This window comes from Martelella alba, assembly GCF_005217455.1.
Lineage (GTDB): Bacteria > Pseudomonadota > Gammaproteobacteria > Enterobacterales > Enterobacteriaceae > Acerihabitans.
The window spans coordinates 258461-276149 of the sequence record NZ_SZPQ01000001.1 but is presented as its reverse complement, the minus strand read 5'-3'; the positions used below and the strand labels follow the sequence as shown (position 1 = coordinate 276149).

Below are 17689 nucleotides of genomic sequence, written 5' to 3'. Positions count from 1 at the left end.
TGGCCGGTCATTTCATTTTACAAGGCAGCGAACGTCCATGTCCGTCCCCTCCCCGACCGGCCAGGGTTTTGTGCTCACCCGCCATTGGCGCGATACCCCCGCGGGCATCTGCGTCGATTTATGGCTGGCCACCGACCAGGGACCACGGAAAATCAGCCTGCCGCCGCAAACGGCGGTGGCCTTCTTTCCCACGGAATTCAATGCGCGGGCGGCGCCTCTGCTCGGCGCCATCGCGGGCTGCCGCCTGCGCGCGCTGCCGTTGCGCGATTTCCATCGACGGCCGGTGACCGGCGTTTACTGCCGTCATTACCGCGATATGGTCCGCCTGGAAAAAAGACTGCATGAGGCCGGCATCCCCCTCTACGAGGCGGATATCCGTCCCGTGGAACGCTATCTGATGGAACGGTTCATCACCGCCCCGGTCGCGTTCGAGGGCCGCCCGCGCCCGGACGGCGTGGTAGACGATGCCCGGCTCAGGCCCAGCGTCGATTACCGCCCGGCGCTGAATCTGGTGTCCCTGGATATCGAAACCAACCGTTTCGGCGAGCTGTACTGTATCGGCCTGCACGGTTGCGGACAGCGCCAGGTGTATATGCTGGGCGAGGCGCCGGCGGCCAGCCCCCAACCGGCGGATATCCCGTTGGAGTATGTCGCCACCCGCGCCGGGCTTATCGATTGCCTCAACGATTGGTTCGCCCGTCACGATCCGGACGCCATTATCGGCTGGAATCTGGTGCAGTTCGATTTGCGTGTCCTGCAACAACACGCGGAGCGCCATCACCGCGTCTTACGGCTCGGACGCGGCGGCGAGGCGCTGGAGTGGCGCGAGCATGGCGCCAAGCCCGGCCATTTCTTTGCCGGCGCCGCCGGCAGGCTGATTATCGATGGCATCGACGCCTTGAAAACCGCGTTCTGGCAATTCAGTTCGTTCAGTCTGGAGCATGTGGCGCAAACCTTGCTGGGCGAAGGTAAAGATATCGCCACCCCCTATCAACGCATGGATGAAATCGACCGTCTTTATCGTGAGGATCGGCCGGCGCTGGCGCGTTATAACCTCAAGGATTGCGAACTGGTCAGCCGCATTTTCGAGCATACCCGCCTGCTGCCGTTTTTGCTGGAACGCGCCTCGGTCACCGGTCTGGCGGCGGATCGCAGCGGAGGGTCGGTGGCCGCCTTTACCTGGCTGTATCTGCCGCGCATGCACCGCGCCGGCTATGTGGCGCCCAATTTGGGTGAGGTCGCGCCGCAGGCCAGCCCCGGCGGCTACGTCATGGACTCCCGCCCGGGTCTGTATGACTCGGTGCTGGTGCTGGACTACAAAAGCCTTTACCCCTCGATTATCCGAACGTTTCTTATCGATCCGGTGGGTCTGGTGGAAGGCATGGCGGACCCGGATCGCGACGCGACGGTGGACGGTTTTCTCGAAGCGCGGTTTTCGCGCCGGCGCCATTGCCTGCCGGAGATCGTCAACGGGCTTTGGCAGGGTCGCGAGCGCGCCAAGCAAAACCGCAACCCGCCCTTGTCCCAGGCCATGAAAATCATCATGAACGCGTTTTACGGCGTGCTGGGCGCCCCCGGTTGTCGCTTTTTCGACCCCCGGCTGGCTTCATCCATCACCCTGCGCGGCCACGCCATCATGCATCAGACCCGTCAGTTAATCGAGGCGCAGGGCTACCCGGTTATCTACGGCGACACCGATTCCACCTTCGTCTGGCTGAAACACGCACGGGCTCAGGCCGAAGCGGATGACATCGGCCGGCGCTTGGCGGCGCATATCAATGGCTGGTGGCAAACGCACCTGCGGGAAACCCTGTCGCTTGCCAGCGCGTTGGAAATTGAATACGAAACCCATTTCAGTCGTTTTCTGATGCCCACCATCCGCGGCGCCGAGCTGGGCAGCAAGAAACGTTATGCCGGACTGGCGCGCGACGACAAGGGGGAACGGATGGTATTCAAGGGGCTGGAAACCGTGCGCAGCGACTGGACGCCGCTGGCCCAGCAGTTTCAGCAGCAGCTTTATGAGCGGATTTTCCGCCGCCAGCCCTATCGGGATTTCGTCCGGGACTTCGTCCGTCGGACGCTGGCCGGGGAATTCGATGCGCTGCTCATCTACCGCAAACGGTTGAGGCGCAAGCTGGGCGATTACCAGCGTAATGTGCCGCCGCAGGCGCGCGCGGCGAGGATGGCGGACGAGTTTAATCAGCGGGAGGGACGGCCGCAGCAATACCAAAACGGCGGCTGGATAAGCTATATTATTACCTTGCAGGGCCCCGAACCACTGGAGATTCGGCGCAATCCGCCGGATTACGATCACTACCTGACGAAGCAGTTGCAGCCGGTGGCGGATGCGATATTGCCTTTTATACAAGATGATTTTGCTACGCTTATTTCGGGTCAGATGGGTTTGTTTTAATCACAAAGGCACAGATTGGTAGGTGACGAAGCGTCTGTCATCTATTAACATAGCGCCTTTTCAGATCTCGACACTACCCCTTGCCAGTTTAACGCCGTGGCGATCGGCCCGCGCCGGCCACGGCTAGCCGCGCTATTGCCGGTAATTTTTGCCTAACACTATACCGAGCCGAGAATTTATGCCTTTCAAATCAGGTCAACGCTGGATCAGCGATACGGAAAGCGAATTGGGATTGGGCACCGTGGTCGCGGTGGATGCCCGAATGGTCACCCTGCTGTTTTCCGCTATCGGTGAAAATCGTCTGTATGCCCGGGCGGATGCGCCCATCACCCGGGTGATGTTCAACCCCGGCGATACCGTGACCAGCCATGAGGGTTGGCAATTGGATGTGGAATCAGTGCGGGACGAGGACGGTCTGCTCACCTATATCGGCACCCGTCGTGATAACGGCCAGGCCGGCTGCGAATTGCGCGAGGTTCTGCTGGACAGCAGGCTGACGTTCAGTAAACCGCAGGATCGCTTGTTCGCCGGCCAGATTGATCGCATGGACCGGTTCGCCCTGCGCTACCGCGCGCGCAAATTTTACAGCGAACGGTTTCGGCAGGTCTGGAACGGGTTGCGCGGCATTCGCGCCAACCTGATTCCCCATCAGTTGCATATCGCCGCCGAGGTGGGCCGACGCCACGCCCCGCGCGTACTGCTGGCCGATGAAGTGGGCTTGGGCAAAACCATCGAAGCGGGCATGATCATCCATCAGCAATTGCTGACCGGCCGTGCCGAACGGGTACTGATCATCGTGCCGGAGACCTTGCTGCACCAATGGCTGGTGGAAATGCTGCGCCGCTTCAACCTGCTGTTCGCCCTGTTCGACGACGAACGCTACCAGGAAGCCATGCAGGACAACGATAACCCATTCGAAACGGAACAATGGGTGCTTTGCTCGCTGGAATTCGTGCGCCGCAACCACGAACGGCTGGAAAAACTGGCCGACGCCGACTGGGATCTGATGGTGGTGGACGAAGCCCATCACCTTGTTTGGAGCCAGGAAGCCCCCAGCCGCGAATATCAGACTATCGAGCGACTGGCCCGCCGCATTCCCGGTGTGTTACTGCTTACCGCCACGCCGGAGCAACTGGGACAGGAAAGCCATTTCGCCCGCCTACGGTTGCTGGACCCGGACCGCTTCCATGACTACCAAGAATTCGTGGCGGAACAACAACGCTATCGCCCGGTGGCCGATGCGGTGGCCTTGCTGCTTAACGGCGCGGCCTTGACCCGCGAGGCAAAAAACACGCTGAGCGACATCATGGGCGAGCGGAATATCGAACCTCTGCTGGCGGCGGCCGATGGCGGCGATTCGCGCGCCAGCGAGGCTCGGCGTGAATTGACGGATATGCTCATGGACCGTCACGGCACCAGCCGGGTGCTGTTTCGCAACACCCGCCAGGGCGTCAAGGGTTTTCCCCGGCGGGTGCTGTATCAGATTAAATTACCGCTGCCGACCCAGTATCAGACCGCCATCAAGGTGGCCGGCATCATGAACGGCAGGCAATCCGCCGACGAACGGGCGCGCGACATGCTCTACCCCGAGCAGATCTATCAACAGTTCGAAGGGCAAAACGCCACTTGGTGGAACTTCGATCCCCGTGTGGAATGGCTGCTGGATTTTCTGCTGCAAAACCGCCATGAAAAAATTCTGGTGATCTGCGCCCACGCGGATACCGCTTTGCAACTGGAGCAGGTATTGCGTGAACGGGAGGGGATACGCGCCGCGGTTTTCCACGAGAAGTTGTCTTTGCTGGAACGGGATCGCGCCGCCGCGTATTTCGCCTCGGAAGATGAGGGCGCGCAAGTGCTGCTTTGTTCGGAGATAGGCTCCGAGGGGCGCAACTTCCAGTTCGCGCGCCAGATGGTCATGTTCGATCTGCCCTTTAATCCGGATTTGCTGGAGCAGCGTATCGGCCGCCTGGATCGCATCGGTCAACAGCACGATATCGATATTTATGTCCCCTACCTGGAGCAGACCGCCCAGGCCATTCTGGTCCGCTGGTATCATGAAGGTCTGGACGCGTTCGAACATACCTGTCCCACCGGCCGCGCCCAATACGATCAAGCTTATGACAGGCTGCTCGCGTACCTGGGCGCGCCGGCCGACCAAACGGGGATGGATGATTTCATCCGCGAAAGCCGCAAGCGGCATGACCAGTTGAAGTTGCAGTTGGAGCAAGGCCGCGATCGCCTGCTGGAGGGGCATTCCAACGGCGGCGAACAGGCTCAGGCCCTGGCCGAGGCCATCGCCGGGCAGGACAGCGATCCGCAGTTGGTCAACTTCGCGCTCAATTTGTTCGATATCATCGGCATCAACCAGGAAGATCGCAGCGACAGTCTGATTGTGCTGACCCCATCGGACCATATGCTGGTGCCGGATTTCCCCGGCCTGCCGGAAGAGGGCTGCACCATCACCTTCGATCGCGAACAGGCGTTGTCCCGGGAGGAAACCCAGTTCATCAGTTGGGAACATCCGATTATCCGCAACGGGCTGGATTTGATTTTGTCCGGCGAAAGCGGCACCAGCGCGGTTTCCCTGTTGAAAAATAAGGCGCTGCCGGCAGGAACCTTGCTGTTGGAGCTCATTTATGTGGTGGACGTCTCGGCGCCGAAAAAATTGCAGCTTAACCGGTTTCTACCGGCGACCCCCATCCGGTTGCTATTGGACCAGAAAGGCAACGATCTGGCGCCGCAAGTGGAGTTTGAGTCGTTCAACCGGCAATTGATCGCGGTGAAGCGCCATACCGCCGGCAAACTGGCCAATGCGGTTCAACACGATGTCCATCCTTTGCTGCTGAAAGGCGAATCGCTGGTCGCCGAACAGGCGCGCGCGTTGATTGAGGACGCCAGGCAACAGGCGGACGAAAGCCTGGGCGCGGAACTGGAACGGCTCGAGGCGTTGCAGGCGGTCAATCCGTCCATCCGGGAAGACGAGCTGGAAACCTTGGCGTATAATCGCCGGCACGCGTTGGCGCAACTGGAGCAGGCCAACTGGCGGCTGGACGCCATTCGTCTGATCGTCACCACCCACCAATAAGCGCAACCCGCCGCGGTTCAATGCCGCGGCGGTCCGGAGCCACATGGAACCCTATAATCCCCCGCGAGAGCCCTGGCTGCATATCCTCTATCAGGATGCGCATATCATGGCGCTCAATAAGCCCAGCGGTCTGCTATCGGTACCCGGTCGGGCGGCGGAACACCACGACAGCGTCATGGCCCGCGTGCAGACGGAATTTCCAGCGGCGCAATGCGTCCATCGGCTGGATATGGCCACCAGCGGGGTGATTGTCGTGGCGATGAACAAAGCGGCGGAGCGGGAGCTTAAACGGCAGTTTCGCGAGCGGGAGCCGCGGAAAGTGTATATCGCGCGGGTCTGGGGCCATCCGGCCCTGCAAGAGGGGCTGGTGGACTTACCGCTGATTTGCGACTGGCCCAACCGACCGCGGCAAAAGGTCTGTTTCGAGACCGGCAAGCCGGCCCAGACGCATTACCGCGTATTGCGCTATGACGGCGACGGGACGGCGCGGGTGTCGTTGATGCCGGTAACCGGCCGTTCCCACCAGTTGCGGGTGCATATGCAGGCGCTGGGGCACCCGATCCTCGGCGATGGTTTCTACGCGCCGCCGGAGGCCAAAGCGATGGCGGGACGCCTGCTGCTGCATGCCCAATCGCTGGCCATTACCCATCCGGCCTATCATACGCCCATGCATTTCTGCTGTGAGCCGGATTTTTGAACCACAACGGCGTTGAGGCGCTATTCTGCCTCGCGACGGATTGCGCGGCGGGCGGTGATCAGCGGAACCCTTTCTCCTGACGGATCAGATCGTAGGCGGCCTGAATCGCCTGGGTTTTCTGCTTGGCCATTTCCATCATTTCCGGCGGCAGACCCTTGGCGACCAGTTTATCCGGATGGTGTTCGCTCATCAGTTTCCGATAGGCCCGCTTGATGGTGGCCGCATCATCCGACGGCTCTACGCCAAGCACTTTGCAGGCGTCCGCCAGAGTGGGCCCGGATGCGGCGCCGGGCCGGTACCCGCCGTGGTCATATTGACCGCCGCCCTGGCCGCCGAACTGCTGGCCGCCTTCCATCATGCTGAGAAATTGATCGAATTGCAGCCGCGAAATGCCCAGTTCCTCGGCAATCACGTACAGCACCTGCCGTTCGTTTGGATGCAGCGAACCATCGGCGAAGGCGGCCTGAATCTGAATTTCCAGGAACATGCGCACCAGGTCGAACCGGCCGAAACACACCTGCCTGAATTCCCGCAAGGCCGCGCGCAGTGGAAACTGGCTGTCCTTGCCTTCGCGAAAAGCCTGCTGCGCCGCGACCCGCGAGGGTTCATCCAGGCGCAAGCGTTGCATCAACGCATTAGCATTTTGAATATCGGCCTCGGTCACCCGGCCCTTGGCTTTGCTCAGATGCCCCATGACCTGAAAAGTCGTGCGGAAAAAAACATTCTGCCGGGTCTGCTGATCGGCGAAAAACCCCGCGCCGCCGCTACCGCGGACACTCCGCGCCTTGTCCACCATATGTCCTATCAGGAACCCCAGCACCACGCCCCAAAAGCCGGCGCCGGAAAGCAGCCCCAGAATGACGCCCAACAGCTTACCCCAATACCGCATATACTCCTCAATTCACCATGCCGTCAGTTCAAAATTGCTTTATCATACCTGTCATTTATCGCTGTGCCTAACGGTGCGCGGCGAAACGGCGGGATTTAACACTAGCGCAACTCAGGTGAGTGCGTTAGTCTCTGACCGTTTGTCGGCATGAAGCCCAAGAAGACGGAACACCCGAAAAGCATATGAAGAAGAGATTACCCACATTGCTGGCCAGCCTGATCTGGTCTGCGCTTTATAGCCAGTATGCTCTGGCTGATTTCGCCGACCAATGCTTGCTGGGCGTGCCTTCTTACGACAAGCCCCTGGTCACAGGCGATCCCAATAGCCTACCGGTGCATATCCAGGCGGATAAAGCGCAGGCCGATTATCCCCACAAGGCCCTCTTTACCGGCGATGTGGATATCCAGCAAGGCAACAGCACCCTGACCGCCAAGCAGGTCGAGCTGGATCAGCAGCAGACCGGGCAACAGCCGCCTGTACGCACCGTTACCGCCACCGGCGATGTGCATTACAACGACAATCAGATCAAATTAAACGGGCCGAAAGCCTGGTCGAATCTCAATACCAAGGATACCAACGTCTACCAGGGGCAATACCAGATGGTGGGCCGCCAGGGCCGAGGCGTCGCCGATACCATGAAAATGCGCGGCAATAACCGTTACACGGTCCTGGAAAACGGCACGTTCACATCCTGCCTGCCCGGCGACGACAGTTGGAGCGTCAAGGGTTCTGAAGTGATCCACGACCGGCAGGAACAGGTGGCGGAGATTTATAACGCCCGGTTCCAGATAGGCGGCGTACCGGTTTTCTATAGCCCCTATATGCAGTTGCCGGTGGGGGATAAGCGGCGATCCGGCTTCCTTATCCCCAGCGCCAAATACGGCAGCAAGAACGGCTTTGAATTCGCTGCGCCCTATTATTTCAACCTGGCGCCCAATTACGACGACACTCTGACGCCCAATTACATGAGCAAGCGCGGCCTGCAACTGCAAAACGAATTTCGCTACCTAACCACGCCGGGAGCGGGTCTGGTGGAATTCGACTGGCTGCCGAACGATTCGGAATACGCCGACCAGAATCCTTCCGACAGCAACAGCGATCGCTGGCTGTTGTACTGGCGGCATAACGGGGTGATGGATAATGTCTGGCGGTTCAATGTCGATTATACCCGGGTCAGCGATCCCACCTATTTCGACGACCTGACCTCGAAATACGGCTCCACGACCGACGGCTACGCCACCCAGAAATTCAGCATTGGCTACGCTGACGAAAACTGGGATATTTCACTGGCCAGCAAGCAGTTCCAGATTTTCGCCGATGCCGGCAATGCCAACTCCTATCGCGCCATGCCGCAGTTGGACGCCACGTATTACCGTAACGATGTCGGTCCCTTCGATACCAAAATCTATGCCCAGGCGGTGAAATTCGACAGCGTCGACAATGACAATCCCAACGCCACCCGGTTGCATATCGAACCGACCATCGATCTGCCGCTGTCCAACCGCTGGGGCAGTCTGAATACTGAAGCCAAGCTGATGGCCACCCACTATCAGCAGGACAACATCGAAACGTATAACAATACGGCCGGCAACAACCAGCTTCGCAGCACGGTCAACCGGGTGATGCCGCAGTTTAAAACCAACGGCAAGATGGTTTTCGAGCGGAACATGAACTGGGAAGAAGGCTATACCCAGACCCTTGAGCCCCAGTTGCAGTATCTGTATGTCCCGTATCGCAACCAAAGCGACATCAACACTTACGATTCCACTTTGCTGCAAACCGACTATTCCGGTTTGTTCCGCGACCGCAGCTACAGCGGCCTGGATCGCATCGCCTCGGCCAATCAGCTCGCCGGCGGCGTGACCACCCGGATTTATGATGACGCGCTGGTGGAACGTTTTAACGCTTCTCTGGGTCAAATCTATTACTTCACGCGTCCGCGCACCGGCGATATGAACAGCAGCCTGGATAGCGATGCCGAAACCGGCAGCGTGGTCTGGGCCGGCGATACCTATTGGAAAATCAATAACCAGTGGGCGGTGCGCGGCGGCTTGCAGTATGATACGCGTCTGTCGAGCGTCGCCCTGGGCGATGCGGTCTTGGAGTACCGCCGGGATGAAAACCGGATGGTGCAGCTGAGCTACCGTTTCGCCAGTCCCGAGTACATACAGGCGATGCTGCCCGATATTTCCAATCCCGGCTATCAACAGGGGATTTCGCAAGTCGGCGCCATCGCCAGTTGGCCCATCGCCGATCGGTGGTCGCTGGTGGGGGCGTATTACTACGACACCAAGGCGAGCCAGCCGGCCGAGCAGTTGATCGGCTTGCAGTACAACACTTGTTGTTGGGCGGTGAATGTCGGTTATGAACGCAAGATAACCGGCTGGAACAGCAGCAGCGGTACCAGCCGGTATGACGACGGCGTGTCATTGAATGTGGAACTGCGTGGGTTGAGCAGCGATTACGGCCTTGGGACCAAAAAGATGCTGGCTTCCGGCATACTGCCCTACCAACGGGCGTTTTAAACTGCTTCGCACCGATAACTGTGAACATGAATCCGCAAAGGCGGCTGACATAAGAAATGGAAAAGGTATGAAAAACTGGAGAACGCTAATTCTCGGCATGGCGATGATCGCCGGCGGCGCATTTGCGGCGCCGCAACCAATGGACCGGGTCGCGGCCGTGGTGGATAACAGTGTCGTTCTCGAAAGCGATGTGGATGGACTGTTGAATTCCGTCAAACGCAATGCCGAAGAGGCGCATCAGCAACTCCCCGACGATGCGACCCTGCGCCATCAAATCCTCGATCGCCTGATCATGGACAACATTGTTCTGGAGTTGGCCAAGCGCGCCAACATCACCGTCACGGACGATCAACTGACGCAATCCATCAATCATATCGCCGAGCAAAACCATATGACCCCGGATGAGATGCGCAGTCGCCTGGCCTCGGAAGGTATCAGTTACGATACCTATCGCAAGCAGATCCGCAAAGAGATGCTTATCGCCGAGGTGCGCAACAGCGAAGTGCGTCGCCGCATCACTATCCTTCCCGAGGAAGTGGACGCGCTGGCCAAGCAGATTGCCGCGCAAACCGGCAACGGCGCGGACTATAACCTGAGCAACATCCTTATCCCCTTGCCGGAAAACCCTTCCCAGGCGCAGGTGGATAAAGCCGAGGCGCTGGCCAACAACCTGGTGCAACAGCTGAAAAACGGCGCCGATTTCGGCAAGCTGGCCATCAGCTATTCCGCCGATCCCCAGGCTTTGCAGGGCGGGCAGATGGGCTGGGGCAAACTTGAAGAGCTGCCGAGCCTTTTCGCCCAGCGTCTGGCCGGCGCGTCCAAAGGGGCGATTATCGGGCCGATCCGTTCCGGCGTGGGTTTCCATATTCTGAAAATCAACGATATCCGCGGCGGCAATGACAAAGTGTCGGTGACCGAGGTGCATGCCCGACATATTCTTTTGCGTCCCTCGGTGGTGATGACCGATCAGCAGGCCCGCGACAAATTGAGCGAGATACGGGCGCAAATCGTCAGCGGCAAACTTGATTTCGCCACCGCGGCCCGGCAAATCTCGCAAGATCCCGGGACGGCCAATCAGGGCGGCGATTTGGGCTGGTCAACGGCGGATTCCTACGATCCCGCTTTCCGTAACGCCTTGGAATCCTTGAAAAAAGGCGAAATCAGCCAACCCGTGCGCTCGGCGTTCGGCTGGCATCTGATCCAGTTGCTGGACACCCGGCAAGTTGACCGCACCGAGGACGCCAAAAAAGATCAGGCCTACCGTCTGTTGTTCAATCGTAAATTCGCCGAAGAAGCGCAGACCTGGATGCAGGAACAACGCGCCAGCGCTTACGTCAAGATACTGGACGACAATGGTCAGTAATACGCGACTGGTGATTACCCCTGGCGAACCGGCCGGTATCGGCCCGGATCTGGCGGCCATGGTGGCGCAGCAGGCCTGGCCGGTGGAACTGGTGGTCTGCGCCGATCCGGCCGTGCTCGCCGATAGGGCCGAACGGCTCGGCCTGCCGCTCAGCCTCAAACCTTATCAGCCGGACGAGCCGGCAAAACCGCAACCGGCCGGCGTGTTGACGGTATTGGAAATCAAGGCGCCGGCGCCGGTCATTCCCGGTCGGCTGGCGGTGGGGAACAGCCGTTATGTCGTGGAAACCCTAGCGCGGGCTTGCGACGGTTGCCTGAACGGCGAATTCGCGGCATTGATGACCGGCCCGGTGCATAAAGGCATCATCAACGATGGCGGCCTGCCGTTTACCGGCCACACCGAGTTTTTCGCCGAGCGCAGCCACTGCGACCGCGTCGTCATGATGCTGGCCACCGAATCGTTGCGGGTGGCGCTGGCCACCACCCACCTGCCCTTATCGGCGGTGCCGGGCGCCGTGACCCGTCAATCCCTGCGCGAGGTTATCGTTATTCTGGAACGGGACTTGCGCCGCCGGTTCGCCATCCCCCGGCCGCGTATCCTGGTGTGCGGCTTGAATCCCCATGCCGGGGAAGGCGGCCACATGGGCCGCGAGGAGATAGATACCCTGATCCCGGTGCTGGACGCCCTGCGCGCCGAAGGTTACGATCTGCAAGGTCCGCTGCCGGCCGATACGTTGTTTCAGCCCAAATACCTCGATCATGCCGACGCCGTGCTGGCCATGTATCATGATCAGGGGCTGCCGGTTTTGAAGTACCAGGGCTTTGGCCACGCGGTCAATATCACGTTGGGCCTGCCGTTCATTCGGACCTCCGTCGACCATGGTACTGCTTTGGAACTGGCGGGCGGCGGCCAGGCCGAGGCGGGCAGTATCAGAACAGCGTTAAACCTCGCCATCCACATGATCGAAAACCGTAATGGATAAACATGTACACCAGGGGCACCTCGCCCGGAAACGCTTCGGGCAGAATTTTCTGCATGACGAAACGATAATCGATGCCATCGTCGACGCCATTCATCCCCAGCCGGGACAGGCATTGGTGGAAATCGGCCCAGGACTCGGCGCCCTGACCTTGCCGGTGGCGGAGCGCGCCGGCCGTCTGACGGTCGTGGAGCTGGACCGCGACCTGGCGGCCAGATTGGCGGCAAATCCGTTCCTCGGCGACAAGCTGTCCATCTTGCAACAGGATGCCCTGACCGTGGACTTCGCCGCCATGGCGCAGACGGCGGGACAACAGCTTCGCGTATTCGGCAACCTGCCTTATAATATTTCCACGCCGCTGATGTTTCATCTTTTCAGCTATACTCAGGCGATTCGCGACATGCATTTCATGTTGCAAAAAGAAGTGGTCGATCGTCTGGTCGCGGGACCGGACAATAAGGCTTATGGCCGTCTGAGCGTCATGGCGCAGTACTACTGCCAGATTATCCCGGTATTGGAAGTGCCTCCAACCTCATTTCGGCCCGCGCCGAAAGTGGATTCGGCCGTGGTGCGTCTTGCGCCGCATCCGCAACCGCCCAACCCGGTGAGCGACCTGCGGGTATTGGCCCGCATCACCAGCCAGGCATTCAATCAGCGCCGCAAGACGCTGCGTAACAGCCTGAGCGGCCTGTTCACCGCCGAGCAAATGGCGGAGTTGGACGTGGATTCCGGGCAGCGCGCCGAAAATGTGACCGTCGCGCAATACTGTCGGCTGGCGAACTGGCTGGCGGAGCACCCTTCCCAACAGGCATGATAGGAGTTGGCTGCATGATTGATTCCCCCCGCGTGTGCGTACAGGTACAAAGCGTGTACATCGAGACACAGTCCCTCCCTGAGGAGCAACGGTATGTCTTCGCCTATACCATCACCGTACGAAACCTCGGGCGGCACAGCGTGCAGCTCATGGGCCGCTACTGGCTTATCACCAACAGCAACGGTAAGGAAACCGAAGTACAGGGCGAGGGCGTGGTGGGCGAGCAACCCGTTATTGCCCCTGGCGGCGAGTTCCAATACACCAGCGGCGCCGTTCTGGAAACGCCCCTTGGCACCATGCAAGGGCATTATCACATGCGCGATCATCAGGGGCAGTCATTCCGCATTGCCATTCCCGTTTTTCGATTAGCGATTCCATCACTTATACACTAATTATGTCGACATATTTAATCGGTGATATTCATGGCTGCTTTGAGGAGCTGAAACTGCTTTTGTGTCAGGTGAACTTCAATCCTGTCAGGGACACATTGTGGCTGACCGGCGATCTGGTGGCGCGCGGTCCCGCCTCCCTCGAAGTGATGCGCTATGTGCGCGATCTGGGCGATTGCGTGCGGCTGGTGCTGGGGAACCACGATTTGCACTTGCTGGCGATTTATGCCGGCATCAGCCGTAATAAACCCAAAGACCGTCTCACGCCGCTGCTGGAGGCGCCGGATGCCGATGAGCTGATAAACTGGCTACGGCGTCAACCCGTCTTGCAAGTCGACGAAGAGAAAAAACTGGTCATGGCCCATGCCGGCATCACGCCGCAGTGGGATCTCGACACCGCGCGCGTCTGCGCCCGCGAAGTGGAAGCCATATTATCCAGCGACAGTTATCCGTTGTTTCTGGACGCCATGTATGGGGATATGCCGAACAACTGGTCGCCGCAGTTAACCGGACTGGCCCGGCTGCGTTTTAGCAGCAACGCTTTCACGCGGATGCGCTACTGCTTCCCCAATGGTCAATTGGATATGATCTGCAAAGAAGCGCCGGATCGCGCCACTCCGCCGCTAAAGCCCTGGTTTCTGCTGCCCGGCCCCGTGGCGGAAAACTACAGCATCGCTTTCGGCCATTGGGCTTCCTTGGAGGGCAAAGGCACGCCGGAAAATATTTATGCTTTGGACACCGGTTGCTGCTGGGGTGGAGATCTCACCCTGTTGCGCTGGGAAGACAAGCAATACTTTCGCCAGCCGTCCAACCGCCAGGGAGAGAACGGCATTGAAGCGATGGAATAAAACACCGCTGATTTCGATTCATTAGCCCTGCCAGTGACTTAATACTGATGATTGGCGCCTTGACCGCCAACCATCATCGCATCGCCTGCGCCAGATCATGCCTCGCCCAGTACAATCACGCCTTTGACTGTCCGAGCACACCCCAACAAGGCCCTTTGTTTAAGGATTGTTATTACAAATACCGGTAGGCTGCATCCGGATCAATAACCCCTGTCTTTAAACTCAGTTTTAGAAGGACCTCATTATGAATATCGCACTCGATCATGCGTTAGCCACTTCGCCCCTTGGTCATCGGACCGTCGAATCGACCGGCAGTGGAATCACCCGGTTATTCAGACGGATAACCAATACGTCATTTAAACTTTCTACCGGAAGAGACCGCGTTTCCCCCGCCGCTGTCACGATATCGGGGCCGCAAAACAACACGGCGCCGGCTTCGGCGTCCTCGGCCTTACAACAGTTGGCGCAGGCGGTTCCCGATCATGCCATGGCCTTACAAAAGGAAATAGCGGCCCGTCTGCGTCTGCCCACCCTCGACGAACTGCGCGCGCGCCTGGAACAGGTTGAAATCAGTTGGACGTTCAACCAACTGCAGGAGGAGTTCATCCTGGAACGGGTACAGACACTTTCGGCGGCGGGAAGCGCCGGCGATCAATTGGCGGAGAGACCCGAGCCTGGCAAAAAAACCAATTTATTGCGCGTGTTGGTCACTGATCTTAGCTTGTGCCGGCACAGGGGTAATGCGGAACAGCGAAAACACGCCGCCGAAATACTTAAGAGGGATATTTGCGGGCATACTTTTGAAAGCTTTGGCGATCTTAAGGAAGAAAAGCATGGCGCGATTTTCGCCGCCACCGAGAGTAAGCGCTTATTTATCGATCAAATGAAATCCGCCCTTGACGATCTGCGCCATGGCTGGACCACCGATAACGCGGTCATCGACATCACTACAACTGTCGCGACGGCTATCTAAGCGAGATTTTCATTCCAATACGCGATTTCTGGACGGCGGTTTTTACAACCGCCGTCCGAAACCTACCGCCGCTCCAGAATTTCGAAACAGAAACTGTGGCTATTCTTGACGTCGGCGTCATGGAATTCACTGAATGTGGATTGCCATTCATCCGGCTCGTAATCGGGAAAATAGGTATCGCCGTCGATTTCCGCATCGATATGCGTCAGATACAAACGCTGAGCGCGCGGCAGGCATTGCTGATAGACCGAGCCGCCGCCGATGACCATCACCTCGCCGGCATCGCCGGCGGCGGCCAGCGCTTCGTTTATCGTCCCCGTCCAGATGATGCCTTTGTCGGCGCCGGGGTGGCGGCTTAGCACGATATTGCGGCGTCCGGGCAGCGGACGGCCAAGGGATTCGTAAGTTCTGCGGCCCATAATGACCGGTTTGTTGAGGGTATTGCGTTTGAACCACGCCAAATCGGCGGGTAAGTGCCAAGGCATGCCATTTTCTAGACCAATTACGCGATCCACGGCCAGGGCGGCAATCAGGCTGATTATCATATAAACTCTTACCGGCTATGAAATTGCTGCCACTATACGTAAAGTCTCCCCGGCCGTCGATAGCGCCGGCCCCCGGCCGGCACACATTTCGGAAAGCGCCTAATTTATGGACCGTTCACACCCCCGGCCGCTTACGATAAAGCCAAAGCCCCGGCAAAGACAGGCCGATGGACAACGCGCCGACGATAAATCCCGCCTTGAGAAACTGGGTGACCAGCGTTGACATTAACGCTTCGCTGTAACCGAGGTGGGAGAGCTGCACCGCCGCAATCATCGCGCTGTAAGCGGAAATCCCCGGAAACATCGGGATCACCGCCGCCACGGTAAATACCTTGGGGTGGGCCAGCAACCAGCGCGACCAGCGAATGCCGATAATGCCGATCAAAATGGCGGACAGCAACGAGGCCCATTCGATATTCAGGCCATAATGCATCATCAACATACGGGAGCCGTGGCCAATGGCGCCCAGCAAAGCACAGTAGCGCAATGCCTTGGCCGGCACGTTGAACACCATGGCGAATCCCAGCGCCGGCACCGCCGCCAGCAGCATATCCTGCGCAAGGAGCAACAATAAATTCACGCCCACCCCCGGAAATCCCAGACCGCCATCGCCAGAACGATGCCGATACAAATAGCCAGCGTCAGCAGGCTGGCCATGGTCCAGCGCGCCAGGCCGGTGTTGACGTGGCCTTTGAACATATCCGCCACGGCGTTTATCAGGGGAAATCCCGGCACCAACAGCAGCACGCTGGCCGGCATCGCCACCAGCGAGGTGTCTTGAAACTGAGGCAAACGCAACAGCAGGCCGGAGGCGGATGTGGCGACAAATGCGGTAATACAGAAATTGATCAGCGGGTTCATTTGCCGGGCGGTCAATACCTGACGGACATACATGGCCAGGCCGCTGGCCAACAGGGTCACGACAAAGGCATCCCAGCCGCCGCCATTTAACCGGCTAAAGCAGCCGCATGACAAACCGACGATACCGACCATCATCCAACGGGGATAACGAAAAGGCTTGATGGCGGCGAACCGCTTGGAGACATCGCCGACATCCAGCAAATGGTGCTCGGCCATGATAACGATGTGCTGCACCTGGGTCACCACATGCATATTAATGCCGCGATCCTGGTTTTTCCGGGTGGACGTCAGGCAATAGTCATCCACCAGGGTGGTCAGCACCACCGCATTGGCGGATATGGAGCTTTCCACCCGTCCGACGCCCAGCGCCAGGCCGAGCCGGGTCGACAATTGCTCCACCAGCATGCTTTCGGCGCCATGCTGTAACAACAGCAGGGCGCATTCGATACATACCCGGGTGATATCCCGTTGATGATCGTGAGACATAGGACTTTGGCCGGTTATCGGCATATCGCTTGCCTTTTCCTTAACCCGGACGACAGAGGAGTGTTTCTTATCATGTTACATCGGCTACGGCAAGCCCGACGTCATGGGGTCGGCCATATCGCCCAGGCGTTGGCGAAGAAAGGTGCGTCTTTTCCGCCTCGGCGGTATCATGGCCCGTTATCCCCATCCGTATCGGACTCTATCATGCTGGAAACATCGCTGTTTGTCGCCACTATCGCCACGTTGGGCATGCTCTCGCCGGGACCGGATTTTTTCCTGGTGATCAAGAATGCCGCCCGCTACCGGCGCCGCGCCGCCATGATGACGTCGCTCGGGATTATTTGCGGCGTCGCCACCCATATGACGTATTGCGTCGCCGGGCTGGCAGTGGTCATTACCACCACGCCCTGGCTGTTTAGCCTATTGAAATACGCCGGCGCCGCTTATTTGGTCTGGGTCGGCATTCAGTCGTTGTTGTCCCGCGGCGGCGGTAAACTGAATATCGATAACCTCCCCCAACAACGGGTTGGCTTGCAAAAGGCATTTTTACAAGGTTATCTTTGCAATTTACTCAATCCCAAGGCAACGCTGTTTTTTCTGTCGGTGTTTACCCAAGTGCTGCAGGTGAACTCGGGGGTGGGCGAAAAGCTCTGGTACGCGGCCATCATCTGGCTATTGGCGGTGATCTGGTGGCCGTTGCTGGTGGTGCTTATTCAAAGCGGGCCGGTACGGCGCGGCCTGTCTCGGGCGCAGAAAGTGGTGGATAAACTCTTGGGCAGCGTGCTGATTGTCCTGGGTATCAAGGTCGCGTTGAGTTAAAGC

The 17689-nt window shown here is 58.8% G+C and carries 15 protein-coding genes; 11 read left to right on the top strand and 4 right to left on the bottom strand.

Annotated elements, in window-relative coordinates; genetic code table 11:
- Positions 1 to 37: 37 nt before the first annotated feature.
- From FCN80_RS01395 to rluA, 3 genes are all read left to right on the top strand, one after another.
- Entirely contained in the window at positions 38 to 2413 is a 2376-nt protein-coding gene (locus FCN80_RS01395) for a DNA polymerase II (protein WP_136988059.1), read from the top strand.
- Between the two features lie 178 nt (positions 2414 to 2591).
- On the top strand, positions 2592 to 5498 hold the full coding sequence (gene rapA, locus FCN80_RS01390) for an RNA polymerase-associated protein RapA (protein WP_136988057.1): 2907 nt from the start codon (positions 2592 to 2594) through the stop codon (positions 5496 to 5498).
- 43 nt (positions 5499 to 5541) lie between these two features.
- Positions 5542 to 6195, top strand: a complete 654-nt coding sequence (gene rluA / locus FCN80_RS01385) for a bifunctional tRNA pseudouridine(32) synthase/23S rRNA pseudouridine(746) synthase RluA (protein WP_136988055.1) — start codon at positions 5542 to 5544, stop codon at positions 6193 to 6195.
- 58 nt (positions 6196 to 6253) lie between these two features.
- On the opposite strand, the gene djlA is transcribed toward rluA, so the two are convergent.
- The gene (gene djlA / locus FCN80_RS01380) at positions 6254 to 7084 is read right to left on the bottom strand and encodes a co-chaperone DjlA (RefSeq protein ID WP_136988053.1); all 831 of its coding nucleotides are present in this window, start codon (positions 7082 to 7084) and stop codon (positions 6254 to 6256) included.
- A gap of 182 nt (positions 7085 to 7266) precedes the next feature.
- On the opposite strand from djlA, the gene lptD reads away from it, so the two are divergent.
- The 7 genes from lptD (at position 7267) to FCN80_RS01345 (ending at position 14975) form a co-directional block, all read left to right on the top strand.
- On the top strand, positions 7267 to 9609 hold the full coding sequence (lptD, locus tag FCN80_RS01375; protein ID WP_136988051.1) for an LPS assembly protein LptD: 2343 nt from the start codon (positions 7267 to 7269) through the stop codon (positions 9607 to 9609).
- Positions 9610 to 9676: 67 nt separating this feature from the next.
- Positions 9677 to 10972, top strand: a complete 1296-nt coding sequence (gene surA / locus FCN80_RS01370) for a peptidylprolyl isomerase SurA (protein ID WP_136988049.1) — start codon at positions 9677 to 9679, stop codon at positions 10970 to 10972.
- Entirely contained in the window at positions 10962 to 11954 is a 993-nt protein-coding gene (gene pdxA / locus FCN80_RS01365; protein ID WP_136988047.1) for a 4-hydroxythreonine-4-phosphate dehydrogenase PdxA, read from the top strand. Before surA ends, pdxA begins: the two co-directional genes overlap by 11 nt.
- Entirely contained in the window at positions 11947 to 12765 is an 819-nt protein-coding gene (gene rsmA / locus FCN80_RS01360) for a 16S rRNA (adenine(1518)-N(6)/adenine(1519)-N(6))-dimethyltransferase RsmA (RefSeq protein WP_136988045.1), read from the top strand. Before pdxA ends, rsmA begins: the two co-directional genes overlap by 8 nt.
- Positions 12766 to 12779: 14 nt before the next feature.
- The gene (apaG, locus tag FCN80_RS01355; RefSeq protein WP_136988044.1) at positions 12780 to 13157 is read left to right on the top strand and encodes a Co2+/Mg2+ efflux protein ApaG; all 378 of its coding nucleotides are present in this window, start codon (positions 12780 to 12782) and stop codon (positions 13155 to 13157) included.
- A 2-nt stretch (positions 13158 to 13159) separates the two neighbouring features.
- The gene (gene apaH, locus FCN80_RS01350) at positions 13160 to 14002 is read left to right on the top strand and encodes a bis(5'-nucleosyl)-tetraphosphatase (symmetrical) ApaH (protein WP_136988042.1); all 843 of its coding nucleotides are present in this window, start codon (positions 13160 to 13162) and stop codon (positions 14000 to 14002) included.
- A gap of 244 nt (positions 14003 to 14246) precedes the next feature.
- Entirely contained in the window at positions 14247 to 14975 is a 729-nt protein-coding gene (locus tag FCN80_RS01345) for a hypothetical protein (RefSeq protein WP_136988041.1), read from the top strand.
- A gap of 62 nt (positions 14976 to 15037) precedes the next feature.
- Here FCN80_RS01345 and folA read toward each other — a convergent pair whose 3' ends face one another.
- From folA to FCN80_RS01330, 3 genes are all read right to left on the bottom strand, one after another.
- Positions 15038 to 15520: a type 3 dihydrofolate reductase gene (gene folA, locus FCN80_RS01340; RefSeq protein ID WP_136988039.1), complete on the bottom strand. Its 483-nt coding sequence runs from the start codon at positions 15518 to 15520 to the stop codon at positions 15038 to 15040.
- 115 nt (positions 15521 to 15635) lie between these two features.
- Positions 15636 to 16100 (bottom strand): threonine/serine exporter, encoded by a 465-nt coding sequence (locus FCN80_RS01335; protein WP_170975292.1) that lies wholly within the window; start codon positions 16098 to 16100, stop codon positions 15636 to 15638.
- Positions 16097 to 16867, bottom strand: a complete 771-nt coding sequence (locus FCN80_RS01330) for a threonine/serine exporter family protein (protein ID WP_170975291.1) — start codon at positions 16865 to 16867, stop codon at positions 16097 to 16099. Before FCN80_RS01330 ends, FCN80_RS01335 begins: the two co-directional genes overlap by 4 nt.
- A 72-nt stretch (positions 16868 to 16939) precedes the next feature.
- Here FCN80_RS01330 and FCN80_RS01325 point away from each other — a divergent pair, with 72 nt between their 5' ends.
- The gene (locus FCN80_RS01325) at positions 16940 to 17686 is read left to right on the top strand and encodes a LysE family translocator (RefSeq protein WP_230492421.1); all 747 of its coding nucleotides are present in this window, start codon (positions 16940 to 16942) and stop codon (positions 17684 to 17686) included.
- The last annotated feature ends 3 nt before the right edge of the window (positions 17687 to 17689 follow it).